Genomic DNA, 13,500 nt, shown 5'->3' with positions numbered 1-13,500 from the left:
GTTTAAGCCTGTTCCAACGAGGTTTCAACACGGGTGGCGGAAGCCGGGATTTTCCCTGCCGCAACCAGACGCTTGTGCTGCTCGGCTTCGATGCGCTCGATCGTTTCAACCGGAACCATATAGCCCTGGTCGTCACGCGCAGCGTGGATCACGAAGTACACGACAGTGCCGACCAGACTTGCGATCGCCAGCCACCAGATGTGCCAGATCATCGCGAAACCGAACACGGTCAGCAGTGCGCCCATCACCACGCCAGTGGCGGTGTTGTTCGGCATGTGGATCGGTTCGTACTTGGCCGGAGCCTGGTACGCGGTACCGTTTTCCTTGGCTTCGGTGAACGGGTCGATGCAGTCAGCCTTAGGCAGCACAGCGAAGTTGTAGAACGGCGGTGGCGACGAGGTCGACCATTCCAGCGTGTGGCCATTCCACGGGTCACCGTGATCGCACACGTTCTCTGGCTTGTTACGGTCACGCACACTGACGTACAGCTGGATCAGTTGACAGGCGATACCGACAGCGATCATCACCGCGCCGAACATGGCAACGTACAGGTACGGCACCCACTCAGGGTTGGTGGTGGCGTTCAGACGACGGGTCATGCCCATGAAGCCCAGTGCGTAGAGCGGCATGAACGCGACGAAGAAGCCCGAGATCCAGAACCAGAACGCTGCTTTACCCCAGCCTTCGTGCAGCTTGAAGCCGAACGCTTTCGGGAAGTAGAAGCCGAAACCGGCGATGTAACCGAATACCGCACCGCCGATGATCACGTTGTGGAAGTGCGCGATCACGAACAGGCTGTTGTGCAGAACGAAGTCAGCACCCGGGATGGCCAGCAGTACGCCGGTCATGCCGCCGATGGCGAAGGTCACCATGAAGCCCAGAGTCCACAGAACCTGGCTGGTGAAGCGCAGACGGCCCTGGTAGATGGTAAACAGCCAGTTGAATAGCTTCACACCCGTCGGGATGGAAATCAGCATCGTCGCCAGACCGAAGAAGGCGTTGACGCTCGCACCCGAACCCATGGTGAAGAAGTGGTGCAGCCAAACCATGAAGCCCAGTACCGAGATCGCGCCCGAGGCGTAGATCATCGAGTGGTGGCCGAACAGTTTCTTGCCGGTGAACGCCGAGATCACTTCCGAGAAGATGCCGAATGCCGGCAGGATCAGGATGTATACCTCAGGGTGGCCCCACGCCCAGAACAGGTTGACGTACATCATTGGATTGCCACCAAGTTCATTGGTGAAAATGTGGAAATCCATGTAACGGTCAAGTGTCAGCAGTGCCAGGGTAGCGGTCAGGATCGGGAACGAAGCCACGATCAGAACGTTTGCCCAGGTGCAGGTCCAGGTGAAGATCGGCATGTCCATCAGTTTCATGCCAGGGGTACGCATTTTCAGCACGGTGGCCAGGAAGTTGACCCCCGTTAGCGTCGTACCCAACCCGGATAACTGTAGCGCCCAGATGTAGTAGTCCATCCCCACGCCAGGACTGTATTGCAAGCCCGACAGCGGCGGATAGGCAACCCAACCGGTCTTGGCGAATTCGCCGACGCCCAGGGACAGGTTGATCAACACAACGCCCGATACCAGCAGCCAGAAGCTCAGGGAGTTCAGGAACGGGAAGGCAACGTCACGCGCGCCGATCTGCAGCGGCACTGCAAGGTTCATCAGGCCGGTGAAGAATGGCATCGCCATGAAGATGATCATGATCACACCGTGAGCGGTGAAGATCTGGTCATAGTGTTCAGGCGGCAGGTAGCCAGGCGAACCCTCGGTGGCCATGGCCAACTGGGTACGCATCATGATCGCGTCGGCAAAGCCGCGCAGCAGCATGACCATGGCAACGACGATGTACATCACGCCGATTTTTTTGTGGTCGACCGACGTCAGCCACTCGGTCCACAAGTACGTCCACTTCTTGAAGTAGGTGATTGCAGCGAACAGCGCCAGACCACCGAGGGCGATCATGGCGATGGTCACCATCACGATCGGCTCGTGGAATGGGACTGCTTCCCAACTTAATTTACCAAACATCGTTTACTCCTCTGCCCCGGCAGCTGAATGCGAACTCGAGTCAATATCCGTGGCCGCCACTTCTTTCTCTTTCTTCTCGTGCTTCAGCGGCTTGCCCGGCTTCATACCTTCGTACTTGTCGACGATGATCTGGAACTGGTTAGGCGTGACCGACGAGTAGAGCTCGACAGGGTTGTTCTGGCTCGGTTTGGCAAGGGCTGCGTATTCAGCTTGATCAAGCTGTTTAGGTGACTTCTTGACTTCGCTTACCCAGGCGTCGAAATCTTCCTGAGTCGTCGAGATGGCTTTGAACTTCATGCCGGTGAAACCCGCGCCGCTGTAGTTGGCGGAGATACCGTCCATTTCAGCGTTGCGGTCAGCGATCAGGTGCAGCTTGGTCTGCATGCCCGCCATCGCGTAGATCTGGCCGCCCAGACCCGGGATGAAGAACGAGTTCATCACAGCGTCGGAGGTGATCTTGAAGTTGATGGGCGTGTGCGCCGGGAACACGATCTTGTTGACCGTGGCAATGCCTTGTTCCGGGTAGATGAACAGCCACTTCCAGTCCAGCGCGACCACTTCGATGGTCACAGGCTTGACGTCGGATTCAATCGGACGATACGGGTCCAATTCGTGGGTCGAAATGTAGGTGATGTAACCCAGGGCAATAATGATCAGCACCGGGATGGTCCAGACCGCCACTTCGATTTTGGTCGAGTGCGACCACTTCGGGGTGTAGACGGCGTTCTTGTTGGACGCGCGGTACTTCCAGGCAAACAGGAAGGTCATGACGATAACCGGCACCACGACCAACAGCATCAGCAAGGTCGCGGTGATGATCAGGTTGCGCTGTTCCAGGCCGATCTGGCCCGTTGGATTGAGCAAGGTCATGTTGCAGCCTCCCAGCAACAACGTGCCGAGCAGCGGCACTAGGCCTAGTAATCTGGGGTACCTGTTTTTACTCATCTCACGACCTCTAAAGCAGCTTGCGCAATGCAGTTGGGTTTTGATCGCCAACACTTCACCCTGCCAAGGGTTGGCATTTTCTTTGGATTGAATAAGGGCCGCCCGTCGCGCGTCAGACGCTCGACAAATCCCGGAGCAGCGTTAAGTTCTTATTCGAATTCGTGGTCAAAGGCCTTGTTACAGACCAATTCCATTTGGTGCGGAAAGTTGGAAGGCACCGACACCTGGGTGTCTCGCCAGCCATCCGGCCTGCTCGACACCCGACTTCCTGCTCAGTTCCTTAATAAAGGCTGAACAGTGCCGGAAATTCATTGCGGGCGATTGTAGATAGGTAGCGCCCTATACACCATGTCTTATCCCGAAATAATTTTTATCCGTTCGAGCAACAATCCATCGCCATTTTTGCAAAAGTGCCGCATGTTATCGAAATCGATTCTCAACAAAAACACCAAAAATAGTAGGTGTATCCGCGTCAGCTCAGACAGCTCTGAAGGCTTTTTCCGAAGACCAGAACTGCGCAAAGCCTGATATTCAAAGGCTTTTGGCCATATCCCGACGCTTGTTAAAAATGCCTGATCTGGCACTCGCGTTCAAAACACGAAAAACGCCGAAACAGACCAATCCTTTTTTGTAACAGCACACCAATCCGTGTCTGTGAAACCGCTGGCGACGCCGCTCGTGTGACAACATGTCGCACACCTGTCGCACACCTGTCGCACGCTCCATTGCCGTTCGTCACGGTGATCTGACAAACACTCTGAAATGCAAAACGCCCCGATTTGCTGATCCGCAAATCGGGGCGCTTTCTGTATCGGCCAAAGCGTTGAAAAGTTGACTCAGCGCAGTGCTTTCCGGTTACGCGAGGTCAGCAGTGGCACCAGAATCACCACCAGCACGAACGCCACCAGCGCCCATTGCGCCAGCGACAGACCGAGGATCGGCGGGTACGGCGTCGAGCAGAAACCGTCGACCTGGAAGCCCAGCGGGAAGATCTTCGCCAGCGGCAGGTCATCGACAATCGGCTGCAGCACATCGATGCCGCAGCTCACCGCCGGATAGAACTGCGTGTAAACGTGATGCCCGGCCACACCTGCGCCAGCAATCGCGCAAATCACCACCAGCACTTCAAACACCGTGATGCTGCGCCGGGTGCGCATGCCTGCGCCAATGAACGCGAACAGCGCAATCAGCAACAACGCATAACGCTGCAAGATGCACAGCGGGCATGGCGCCTCGCCCAGTACGATCTGCATGTACAGCGCCCCACCGATCAGCGCCAGGCAGATGATGCCCAGCAGCACCAGAAAGCGCCGCTCACGTCCCAATCGAATCGTTTCCTCGCTCATCGCGTTTCCCTTGTATGTCCATGGTTCAGCTGGCTGGCGGCTGCGCGTGCAGTTGCGCCATCAGGCTGATGTTGTCTTCGATATGCCAATTGGCCGCGATGCGACCGTTGTCGATCTGATAGATATCGGTTGCCCGGAAGTCTACACGCTGGCCCTGCCCTTTGAGAGCCTTGAACGTGCCGCTGAAGTGCCCGCGAAAGTGCAGATGCACCACCACGCGATCACCGGCGACGATCATTTGCTCAATGTCGCAACGCAGGTCCGGCACCGCTGTGCGAAAGAACTTCGACGCCAGCAATGGCCCGGTCGGCCCTTGCACCCGACCTTCAGGCGGAGTCTTGTCGACAAACTGCGGCGACAAGGCGGCGATGGCCAATGCCTCCTCACCCGAATTCCAGAAACTGCCATAACGCCGCGCTGCCAGTTCCATGGCCTCAACCTGTGCCTTGGGCAGGCTCTGATCGACGATCAGGGTCTGCGGTGTGATCAAGGCCGATTCGGCACAAGCAAATGGGCTGGCCAACAGGCTCAGCGCAGCGAGGCTGAAACGAGGGGAGAAGATGATGTGCGACATGGGAGCGATCCTGATCAGGTAAACGAACGAGCGCCTATCATCAGCATCGGGGAATAAACGATAAACCGGTTAAGAAACGATTAACCTTTAAACACTTTTTAAGAATCGAGACCGTAGTGATGCCATCGCGGGCAAGCCCGCGATGCAAACGACTCGGTCCGAAGGATTATTCCAAAGCGGACGCCGGGCCAAAGAACTCATACCGGCTCTGCTTCTCCGGCACGCCCAGCGCTTTGAGATGGCGCTTGATCGCCGCCATGAAACCTTTCGGCCCCAAGAAATAAGCATCGACATCACGCTGCGCCGGCAGCCATTCGCCGAGCAATTGCTGGTTCAACATCCCGACGTTGTCCGCCGCCGGGCTCACACCGTCATCTTCGGCGTAGCAATAGAAACGCTTGAGTTGCGGATGACGCTCAGCCAAACCATCGATCCAGTCGCGGAACGCATGGACGCCGCCGTTGCGTGCGCAGTGGATAAAGTGCACCGGGCGCTTGGTCTGCAGCGCCGCTTCAAGCATCGCCAGGGTCGGCGTGATCCCGACGCCACCGCTGATCAGTACCAGCGGTTTGTCGCTGGCCGTCAGGGTGAACTCACCCGATGGCGGAAACAGCAGAATGCTCGCCCCCACCTGTAATTGATCGTGCAAATGATTGGACGCACGGCCACCCGGCTCGCGCTTGACGCTGATGCGGTACTGGCCTTTGTTCGCCAACGCCGACAGCGAGTAGTTGCGACGGATTTCTTCGCCATCGAGGATCAGCTTCATGCCGATGTACTGACCCGGTTCGGCCGCGAGAATCGGGCCTTTGTCCGCAGGTTCAAAGTAGAACGAAATGATTTCCGCGCTCTCCTCGACCTTGGCCGCCACAATGAACTCGCGCGCGCCGCGCCAGCCGCCGACGGCGTGTTCTTTCTGATCATAGATGGCGGTTTCGGCGCCGATCAGAATGTCGGCCAGTTGCCCATAGGCCGCGCCCCAGGCACTCATCACCTCAGGCGTAGCGATCTCTTCGCCGAGCACTTCAGAGATGGCGCGCAGCAGGCATGTACCGACGATCGGGTAATGTTCCGGCAGAATCTGCAGGGCGACGTGTTTGTTGATGATCTTCGCCACCAGGTCGCCCAACTGGTCGAGTTGATCGATGTGCCGCGCATACATCAGCACGCCGTTGGCCAGGGCCCGCGGTTGATCGCCGCTGGCCTGGTGGGCCTGGTTGAACAACGGACGCACTTGCGGGTATTCAGAGAGCATCATGCGATAGAAGTGGGTGATCAGCGCTTCACCGCCGCTTTCCAGCAGAGGCACGGTGGATTTGACGATGGCACGATCCTGGACGCTAAGCATAAGGGTGACTCCTGCGTTTTCTTGAAAGTTACCTTAGGCTTATCAGCTTCCGTGCCAACTTTATTTCCTATAAAAAACAATCACTTAAAATTTAAGTAGTCATATCGACACCAAGCTATTTATAGTCAACACGACTACATCTTGTCTCTTTGACTACAAAACCATGTCCGCCAAATCCCTGCTCACCGCCCTGCTGCCTCTGGTCTCCGACCTCTCCCGTGAACTGCCCGAGGGCGAGCGTTACCGACGCCTGCTCGAAGCCATGCGCGCCCTGCTGCCCTGTGACGCTGCCGCACTACTGCGCCTGGACGGCGAAGCGCTGGTGCCGCTGGCGGTGGACGGCTTGAGCACCGACACCCTCGGCCGACGTTTCAAAGTCAGCGAGCATCCGCGCTTCGGAGTGTTGCTGGCAGGCAAAGGGCCGACCCGATTCGCTGCTGACAGTGACTTGCCCGATCCTTACGACGGCTTGGTCGAGGGCCTGGACGATCATCTCCAAGTCCACGACTGCCTCGGTTGCCCGTTGTTCGTCGATGAAAAGCTTTGGGGCCTGATCACCCTCGACGCCCTGGATCCCGAGCGTTTCGAACCGATCGAACTGGATGCGCTGCAAGCCTTCGCCAGCCTCGCCTCGGCCACGGTCAACGCCGCCGAGCGCATCGAACGTCTGGCGACTCGCGCCGAAGACGAACACCAGCGCGCGGAGGTCTACCGCCAGGCCAGCGGCCAGCAGCACCGCGAAATGATCGGCCAGAGCAAAGCCCTTAAACGGCTGGTAGAAGAAATCAATCTGGTGGGTGGCAGTGATCTGACCGTGTTGATCACCGGCGAAACCGGGGTCGGCAAAGAACTGGTCGCCCAAGCCATTCACGCCGCCTCCCCTCGCGCTGATAAACCGATCATCAGCCTCAACTGCGCCGCCCTGCCCGACACGCTGGTGGAAAGCGAGTTGTTCGGCCATGTACGCGGCGCGTTTACCGGCGCCACCAGTGACCGGCGCGGCAAATTCGAGCTGGCCAATGACGGCACGCTGTTTCTCGACGAGGTCGGCGAGTTGTCGCTAACGGTGCAGGCCAAGTTGCTACGGGTTCTGCAGAGCGGCCAATTGCAGCGCCTGGGCTCGGACAAGGAGCATCAGGTCGATGTGCGCTTGATCGCCGCGACCAACCGCGACCTGGCCGAAGAAGTGCGCAGCGGCCGTTATCGCGCCGACTTCTACCACCGCCTGAGCGTGTACCCGCTGCGGGTGCCGGCGTTGCGTGATCGCGGGCGTGACGTGCTGCTGCTCAGCGGATTCTTCCTCGAACAGAACCGTTCGCGCATGGGCCTCAACAGCCTGCGGCTCAACAGCGACGCCCAAGAGGCCCTGCTCGCCTACACTTGGCCGGGTAACGTGCGAGAGCTTGAACACCTGATCGGTCGCAGTGCCCTCAAAGCGCTGGGCAACAGCAAAGTAAGGCCGAAAATACTCAGCCTGAGTGCCGCGGACCTGGATTTACCGCATGAGGTTGTGGATAACTCACCTTTGCCTGCGGCCGCTGTTGTGACGCCTGTTTCGCTCATCAGCGGGGACTTGCGCGCGGCGACCGAGGCGTATCAGCGCCAGTTGATCAGTGCGGCGCTGGCGCGCAATCAGGATAACTGGGCAAGTGCGGCGCGCGAGTTAGGGTTGGATCGGGCAAATCTGGGGCGGATGGCCAAGCGCCTCGGCATGAAAAACTGAAAAGCTGAGAAGCCCCCTCACCTGACAACTGACCTAAAGCCCATCCTTTAAACGCCGATAACCCGGCATCGATCGTTTTTGGCGATTCCACCTTCGCCCATCACCTTTTTCCACAGAAGGTTTTTATGTCCTCCAACAAAGCCCGCGCAGATTCACTTTCGCTTCTGCTGTTTACCTTGCGCAGCGGCAAGCTGATGGCGATCAACCTGCTGAAAGTCAGTGAAATCATCCCCTGCCCGCCGCTGACCAAGCTGCCGGAGTCGCACCCGCACGTCAAAGGCATCGCCACCCTGCGCGGCGCCTCGCTGTCGGTGATCGACCTGAGCCGCGCCATCGGCGAGCGACCGCTGGAAGACCCGAACGGCGGCTGCCTGATCGTCACTGACGTCAGCCGCTCGAAACAAGGCCTGCATGTACAGGCCGTGAGCAAAATCATCCATTGCCTGACCACCGACATCAAACCGCCGCCGTTCGGCTCCGGCGGTGTGCGCGCCTACATTACCGGCGTGACCTCGGTCGAAGGCACGCTGGTGCAAGTGCTGGACATCGAAAAAGTTATCCACAGCATCGCCCCGGCGCAGATTGAAATGGCCCCCACCGACCTGACCATGGAAGACGCCGAAGTCCTCGGCAACGCAAGGATTCTGGTGGTCGACGACAGCCAGGTAGCGCTGCAGCAATCGGTGCATACCCTGCGTAACCTCGGCCTGCAATGCCACACCGCCCGCAGCGCCAAGGAAGCCATCGACTGCCTGCTCGACCTGCAGGGCACGGCGCGGCAGATCAACCTGATCGTCTCGGACATCGAAATGTCCGAGATGGACGGCTACGCCTTCACCCGGACCCTGCGCGAGACCCCGGACTTCGCTCACCTCTACGTGCTGCTGCACACCTCGCTCGACAGCGCGATGAACAGCGAAAAAGCCCGTCTGGCCGGGGCCAACGCGGTGCTGACCAAGTTCTCCTCGCCGGAGTTGACCCAACGCCTGATCGAAGCGGCCAAACACGTTGCCGCCAGCGGACACTGAGCCTTGGGCCAGACGCACTGCTTGCTGATGCGCCGCGATCTGCGCGCGGAGGCGCCACCAATTGTCTGGCCGCAGGGTATCGAGGTCAGCCTTTATAACGCCGAACTGGCCCCGACCGTGCACCACCTGATGCAACTGGGCTATCGCGACGGTGGCGGCCGGGTGCCAGCGCTGGAGCAATGGCAGCAACGGTTTGAAACCGATCCCGAATACGATCCGACCCTGTGTTTTATTGCCCACGATACCGAGGGCGTCGTCGGTGTAGCGCAATGCTGGACCAGTGCCTACATCAAGAATCTGGTGGTACATCCGCGTGCTCGAGGCCGAGGTCTCGGTCGGGCGTTGCTGCTCAATGCATTCAAGGTGTTTCAGCAACGACGCGAGGGGTTCGTCGATTTGAAGGTGCTGGAAGATAACGTTCGGGCGCAGCGGTTGTATGAGAGTGCCGGGATGTATGTGGTTCGCCGGGAAATCGTCCCGCACTGATCCACTGCTTCCCCGCGACGACGTCGGCACAGACAACGTCTCACACTCAGGCATACTCCAACCTTGGCCATAACAAGGATGCCCACCATGAAGACCCTCACCTTAAGCCTGCTCTGCCTCACCGCGCTCACCTCCCTGGCCCACGCCTCCAGCCCCGAAGCCTGGGCGGCCTACGACAAAAGCGTACTCGCCAGTTGCACCAAGGCCAGTGGCCTGAAAAACGTCAAACCGGTTGGCAACCCCGCGCAATTCGATCGCCGAGTCGGTTACACCGCCGTTCTGCTGCAAGGTCAATACCCGCAAAAACACATGAAGGGCCAGCAAGGTACAGAGCTGTGCCTGTTCAACAAAAAGTCAAAAAGCGCCTTCGTCACCGAATGGGACTCGATCCGCCCCACCGCCAAAGCGCAGTAAATGGCGCACAACTTGCTTCGACAGGAGCCTGCACGGCGACTTTACGTCGCCGTTTCACACCCTGATTGAAGATTGATCGTTCAATGAATACGACGTTTTCCTGCGTAGGTTGCGGCAAATGCTGCACTGACCACCATGTCCCCCTGACCCTCTCCGAGGCCCGCATGTGGGCAGCGGATGGCGGCCAGGTGATCGTGCTGGTCGAAGCATTCCTCGGCAACGGCCTGGGCTTACCGGCGCAGCAGCGCGAGCACGCCGAACGGCGGTCGGTGGTGGTGCGCAGCGGTATGGCCGATGCCCACGTAGCCATCACCTTTGCCGCATACAACGTCGGCCCCTGCCGGAATCTTGACGAAGACAAGCGCTGTCGGATTTATGAACGTCGCCCCCTGGTGTGCCGGATTTATCCAGCGGAAATCAACCCGCATATTCCGCTCAATCCTGCCGCCAAGGATTGCCCGCCGGAGTCTTGGGAACAGGGCCCGGCGCTGATCGTCGGCGGTGAACTGGTTGATCAGCAATTGGTGGAGCTGATACAGCGTTCACGTCAGGCGGATCGCGATGACATCCAGATCAAAGAGGCGATTTGCGCCAGGCTCGGCATTCGCACCACGGCGCTCAAGGGCGATGGCTTTACCGCGTATTTGCCGAATATGGCGGCGTTTGCCACCGTGATAGACCAAGTGAGCGCGCAACCGCCGAACGAAGCCCTGAGTGAATGGCTGTTTCATGTGTCCGGGGATGACATTGCCGGGCAAGTGCTGGCGGCCGGAGGGCAGGTGGTGACTGAGCCGGCGCAGACGTATGCGTTCATCTCGCTACGGGCGGCATGATCCAGCATTTTCGCTGAGGCTGATGACCTGACCGTGATCGAACATCACAGCCAGGCCTGAGAGGGGAATGAAACTCAGCGCTTGCCCATCGAACGACGGGTGCCCGGCGGCGCCATGCCCGGGGTCTTGGTGTGGCCATTCTTGGCGCCGTTCTTGTACCACGGCTGGTTCGAACCTTTGGCGCCCGCCAACTCGCCCGGTTTGAACGGGAATTTGAAAGCCGGGATCTCGGTTTTGGTTTCGTTGGCGTCGGCCAGGTCAGCCGGGACATCGCTCACGGCGTCGCCAACCGGCGGTAGGGTCGGGGAAGTCATAAAAGCTCCGCAAAGCAAAAAATCGGGCCCGATCAGTGAGCCACAAAGGCGCGCAGTATACCTGTGCGCCGTGGGTCAGCACCTGAAGATTTGCGGCGCACGCCGAACGGTTTACAGGTAAGTGATGGTCACAATGCCTTTGTCGGCCGAGGTCTTCAGCGACTCATAGGTCATGGCAAACGGCAACGTCTCATGGCTGCACGCGTTGCGGTAGGTATCGACATCGAAGCGCATGCCGGGCTTGAGCTCGACCTGGCGCGATTCACTGAAAGCCAATGTTCCCGCTCGCCCGACTTCACAGCCGGAATCGACGATTTGACCGGTGAAACGGATCTCCCCGGCAGTGCCTTGAGGGGCAGCAGAGACCGTGAGCGCAAGCAAAACCAACACACTCGAAATGGCGGTTCTGGGTTTCATGACAGGACACTCCCGTAGAGACCCACGCCGTTAATGCTTGGGCTATATAACGTGTATCCGCTGGCGAGAGCGGATCTTTAAGCGCGCAGCGGCGGGTCGGCTCTCAGCGCTGTCTTCAATAGACCGGAAGATCAATACACCAGGGCCCGCCGATATTTGCTGTTGCTGTAACAGTCATTTATGAAAATCACGCTGTTTCCAGGCGCAAAGCGACCTTATCTTTGCCCGCACCAAACAGCACTTGCCAAGCAAGAAGGTTTTCAGAATGTCCAACAGTATGGGTATTGCCAGCGCTTTCGTTTTGTCCTCATTGATCCTGTCGCCGATGGCGATGGCTGAAGAATCCCAAGCGTTCGTGGCGCAAAAAATTGCACGAGCCCAAGCGTACGATCAGCACCAGGCTGAAATGGTGGCCAAGGCCAAAGACGCCACGCAAGCCCCACAGGCCGCTGCCGGCGCGGCTCAATCGCCAGAGAAAGACAGCTGATTAGCGCCCTGTTCCGCTTCCCTCGACGCGGTTGTTTGGCTCTTCCCGTTCAACCGTCGTCATTGCAGGCCGCTGCCTTTCAGCGGCCTTTTTTCGTTGTGGGCTGAAAGCCGTTTGGTGCGTCTTCCCCAATAAGAAACGTTGAGCACCTCGATACATTGAAGTGCCAATCGACCCCAAGGAGCTCCCCTGTACGTGCGTTACCCAGTCCGTTTTACTCCGTTGTTCATTGCAGTTGCCGCAACGATGGCATCCTCCGCCCACGCCGATGAGCCGGCCAAAGAAGGTTTCGTCGAGGGCTCGAACCTCAACCTCAACGCCCGCAATTACTACATCAATCGCAATCGTCTCCAGCGCACAGACGACAACATCGAGTGGGGCCAGGGCTTTCTCGGCATCTTTCAGTCCGGCTATACCGAAGGCACGGTCGGCTTTGGCGTTGATGCACACGCCATGCTCGGGCTGAAACTCGACGGCGGTGGCGGTACGGATGGCTCCAGCATCCTGCCGATCAGTGATGGCCACGGCAAAGCGCCGGGCGCATTCTCGACGGCCGGCGGCACCTTGAAAATGCGCGCGTTCGATACCGAGCTGAAGGCCGGCGATCTGTTTCTCACCAACCCGGTGATTGCTGGTGGTGACAGCCGTATGCTGCCGCAGACGTTCCGAGGCGTCAGCCTGACCAACCACAGCTTCGACGGCTGGTTGATCGAAGGCGGTCAGGCCAGTTTCACCAAGCCTTACAACCAGAGCGGCCACACACGCATCGGCACCTCCTATGGCGCCCTGGCCGATGGCGATGACAGCCGTCACCTGAACTGGGCGGGCGTGGCCTGGAGCGGTGTCGAGGGCCTGACCAGCAGCCTTTACGCCTCCGAACTCAAAGACATCTGGAACCAGTACTACTACGACCTCGACTACACCTGGCAATTGAACGATGTGATCAGCCTCAATCCGGGCCTGCACGTCTATCACACCCAAGACACGGGCGATGCGCTGCTGGGCAACATCGACAACAACACCTACAGCTTGCACGTCACGGTCGGTGTCGGCGGCCACAGCGTCACCGCCGCGTATCAGCGGGTCAACGGCAACACGCCGTTCGATTACATCAGTCAGGGCGACAGCGTTTACCTGGACAACTCGCAGCAATACTCGGACTTCAACGGCCCGAACGAACGCTCGTGGAAGCTCAAATACGCCTATGACTTCGCGGGTGTCGGTGTGCCGGGCCTGAATTGGGCGGTGTCCTACTCGCGCGGAACGCTTGATCTGAGCAAAGTGGACCCGGACAGTCAGGGTTACTCCAACTGGTACAGCGCCGAAGGGCGAAACGCCAAGCACTGGGAACGTGACATCGATCTGAAGTACGTGGTGCAAAGCGGTCAGGCCAAAGATCTGGCCGTGCGTCTGCAATGGGCAACCCACCGTGGCAGCAACGGTTACGGCGCGATTGATACAGACACTGATGAATACCGCGTAATCTTCGACTACCCGATCAACGTCTTCTAGGATCGGCGCTACGCTCAAAGGACCTCTCAACCGAAAGCGC

At 58.7% G+C, this 13,500-nt stretch carries 14 protein-coding genes; 7 read left to right on the top strand and 7 right to left on the bottom strand.

The genetic code is table 11. The features are described 5' to 3' along the window. Positions 1–2: 2 nt before the first annotated feature. The 5 genes from cyoB to hmpA all read right to left on the bottom strand — a co-directional run bounded on the left by cyoB (position 3) and on the right by hmpA (position 6,246). Entirely contained in the window at positions 3–2,033 is a 2,031-nt protein-coding gene (gene cyoB / locus AACY11_RS20500) for a cytochrome o ubiquinol oxidase subunit I (RefSeq protein ID WP_339465291.1), read from the bottom strand. A gap of 3 nt (positions 2,034–2,036) precedes the next feature. Then, positions 2,037–2,978 carry a ubiquinol oxidase subunit II gene (cyoA, locus tag AACY11_RS20495; RefSeq protein WP_339432141.1) on the bottom strand — a complete coding sequence of 314 codons (942 nt, stop codon included), beginning with the start codon at positions 2,976–2,978 and terminating at the stop codon, positions 2,037–2,039. Positions 2,979–3,814: 836 nt separating this feature from the next. After that, positions 3,815–4,324, bottom strand: coding sequence for a disulfide bond formation protein B (locus AACY11_RS20490; protein ID WP_277759198.1), 510 nt, complete (start codon positions 4,322–4,324; stop codon positions 3,815–3,817). A gap of 25 nt (positions 4,325–4,349) precedes the next feature. Then, positions 4,350–4,898 carry an ester cyclase gene (locus AACY11_RS20485; RefSeq protein ID WP_339495605.1) on the bottom strand — a complete coding sequence of 183 codons (549 nt, stop codon included), beginning with the start codon at positions 4,896–4,898 and terminating at the stop codon, positions 4,350–4,352. 166 nt (positions 4,899–5,064) lie between these two features. Further along, the gene (hmpA, locus tag AACY11_RS20480) at positions 5,065–6,246 is read right to left on the bottom strand and encodes an NO-inducible flavohemoprotein (RefSeq protein ID WP_339432142.1); all 1,182 of its coding nucleotides are present in this window, start codon (positions 6,244–6,246) and stop codon (positions 5,065–5,067) included. Positions 6,247–6,409: 163 nt separating this feature from the next. Between hmpA and norR the strand changes: the two genes are divergently transcribed. The 5 genes from norR to AACY11_RS20455 all read left to right on the top strand — a co-directional run bounded on the left by norR (position 6,410) and on the right by AACY11_RS20455 (position 10,730). Continuing rightward, positions 6,410–7,969: a nitric oxide reductase transcriptional regulator NorR gene (gene norR / locus AACY11_RS20475; protein WP_339495604.1), complete on the top strand. Its 1,560-nt coding sequence runs from the start codon at positions 6,410–6,412 to the stop codon at positions 7,967–7,969. 125 nt (positions 7,970–8,094) lie between these two features. Beyond that, positions 8,095–8,997, top strand: coding sequence for a chemotaxis protein CheV (locus AACY11_RS20470; RefSeq protein ID WP_221731499.1), 903 nt, complete (start codon positions 8,095–8,097; stop codon positions 8,995–8,997). Between the two features lie 27 nt (positions 8,998–9,024). Further along, a complete protein-coding gene (locus tag AACY11_RS20465) occupies positions 9,025–9,483 on the top strand; it encodes a GNAT family N-acetyltransferase (protein WP_339465335.1) in 459 nt (152 codons plus the stop codon). An 87-nt stretch (positions 9,484–9,570) separates the two neighbouring features. Then, positions 9,571–9,897, top strand: a complete 327-nt coding sequence (locus tag AACY11_RS20460) for a hypothetical protein (RefSeq protein WP_339432144.1) — start codon at positions 9,571–9,573, stop codon at positions 9,895–9,897. 83 nt (positions 9,898–9,980) lie between these two features. After that, positions 9,981–10,730: a YkgJ family cysteine cluster protein gene (locus tag AACY11_RS20455; RefSeq protein WP_339432145.1), complete on the top strand. Its 750-nt coding sequence runs from the start codon at positions 9,981–9,983 to the stop codon at positions 10,728–10,730. 74 nt (positions 10,731–10,804) lie between these two features. Here the strand turns inward: AACY11_RS20455 and AACY11_RS20450 are convergent, their stop codons facing one another. Then, positions 10,805–11,044 (bottom strand): hypothetical protein, encoded by a 240-nt coding sequence (locus AACY11_RS20450; RefSeq protein WP_339495603.1) that lies wholly within the window; start codon positions 11,042–11,044, stop codon positions 10,805–10,807. Between the two features lie 111 nt (positions 11,045–11,155). Continuing rightward, positions 11,156–11,461, bottom strand: a complete 306-nt coding sequence (locus AACY11_RS20445; RefSeq protein WP_339495602.1) for a type 1 fimbrial protein — start codon at positions 11,459–11,461, stop codon at positions 11,156–11,158. Positions 11,462–11,726: 265 nt separating this feature from the next. Here AACY11_RS20445 and AACY11_RS20440 point away from each other — a divergent pair, with 265 nt between their 5' ends. Both AACY11_RS20440 and AACY11_RS20435 read left to right on the top strand, forming a co-directional pair. Beyond that, positions 11,727–11,948, top strand: coding sequence for a hypothetical protein (locus tag AACY11_RS20440; protein WP_339432148.1), 222 nt, complete (start codon positions 11,727–11,729; stop codon positions 11,946–11,948). 195 nt (positions 11,949–12,143) lie between these two features. Beyond that, positions 12,144–13,460 (top strand): OprD family porin, encoded by a 1,317-nt coding sequence (locus AACY11_RS20435; protein WP_339495601.1) that lies wholly within the window; start codon positions 12,144–12,146, stop codon positions 13,458–13,460. Positions 13,461–13,500: the final 40 nt, after the last annotated feature.

The organism is Pseudomonas sp. RA_105y_Pfl2_P56, from assembly GCF_963970845.1.
GTDB classification, from domain to species: domain Bacteria; phylum Pseudomonadota; class Gammaproteobacteria; order Pseudomonadales; family Pseudomonadaceae; genus Aquipseudomonas; species Aquipseudomonas baetica_A.
Note: the sequence above shows the minus strand (reverse complement) of the source record. Positions and strands in the feature narration are given on the sequence as shown.

What these genes read in the sequence shown, in the direction of transcription:
- cyoB (WP_339465291.1), bottom strand. Translation starts at nt 2,033, where the DNA reads ATGTTTGGTAAATTAAGTTGGGAAGCAGTCCCATTCCACGAGCCGATC.
- cyoA (WP_339432141.1), bottom strand. Translation starts at nt 2,978, where the DNA reads ATGAGTAAAAACAGGTACCCCAGATTACTAGGCCTAGTGCCGCTGCTC.
- AACY11_RS20490 (WP_277759198.1), bottom strand. Translation starts at nt 4,324, where the DNA reads ATGAGCGAGGAAACGATTCGATTGGGACGTGAGCGGCGCTTTCTGGTG.
- AACY11_RS20485 (WP_339495605.1), bottom strand. Translation starts at nt 4,898, where the DNA reads ATGTCGCACATCATCTTCTCCCCTCGTTTCAGCCTCGCTGCGCTGAGC.
- hmpA (WP_339432142.1), bottom strand. Translation starts at nt 6,246, where the DNA reads ATGCTTAGCGTCCAGGATCGTGCCATCGTCAAATCCACCGTGCCTCTG.
- norR (WP_339495604.1), top strand. Translation starts at nt 6,410, where the DNA reads ATGTCCGCCAAATCCCTGCTCACCGCCCTGCTGCCTCTGGTCTCCGAC.
- AACY11_RS20470 (WP_221731499.1), top strand. Translation starts at nt 8,095, where the DNA reads ATGTCCTCCAACAAAGCCCGCGCAGATTCACTTTCGCTTCTGCTGTTT.
- AACY11_RS20465 (WP_339465335.1), top strand. Translation starts at nt 9,025, where the DNA reads ATGCGCCGCGATCTGCGCGCGGAGGCGCCACCAATTGTCTGGCCGCAG.
- AACY11_RS20460 (WP_339432144.1), top strand. Translation starts at nt 9,571, where the DNA reads ATGAAGACCCTCACCTTAAGCCTGCTCTGCCTCACCGCGCTCACCTCC.
- AACY11_RS20455 (WP_339432145.1), top strand. Translation starts at nt 9,981, where the DNA reads ATGAATACGACGTTTTCCTGCGTAGGTTGCGGCAAATGCTGCACTGAC.
- AACY11_RS20450 (WP_339495603.1), bottom strand. Translation starts at nt 11,044, where the DNA reads ATGACTTCCCCGACCCTACCGCCGGTTGGCGACGCCGTGAGCGATGTC.
- AACY11_RS20445 (WP_339495602.1), bottom strand. Translation starts at nt 11,461, where the DNA reads ATGAAACCCAGAACCGCCATTTCGAGTGTGTTGGTTTTGCTTGCGCTC.
- AACY11_RS20440 (WP_339432148.1), top strand. Translation starts at nt 11,727, where the DNA reads ATGTCCAACAGTATGGGTATTGCCAGCGCTTTCGTTTTGTCCTCATTG.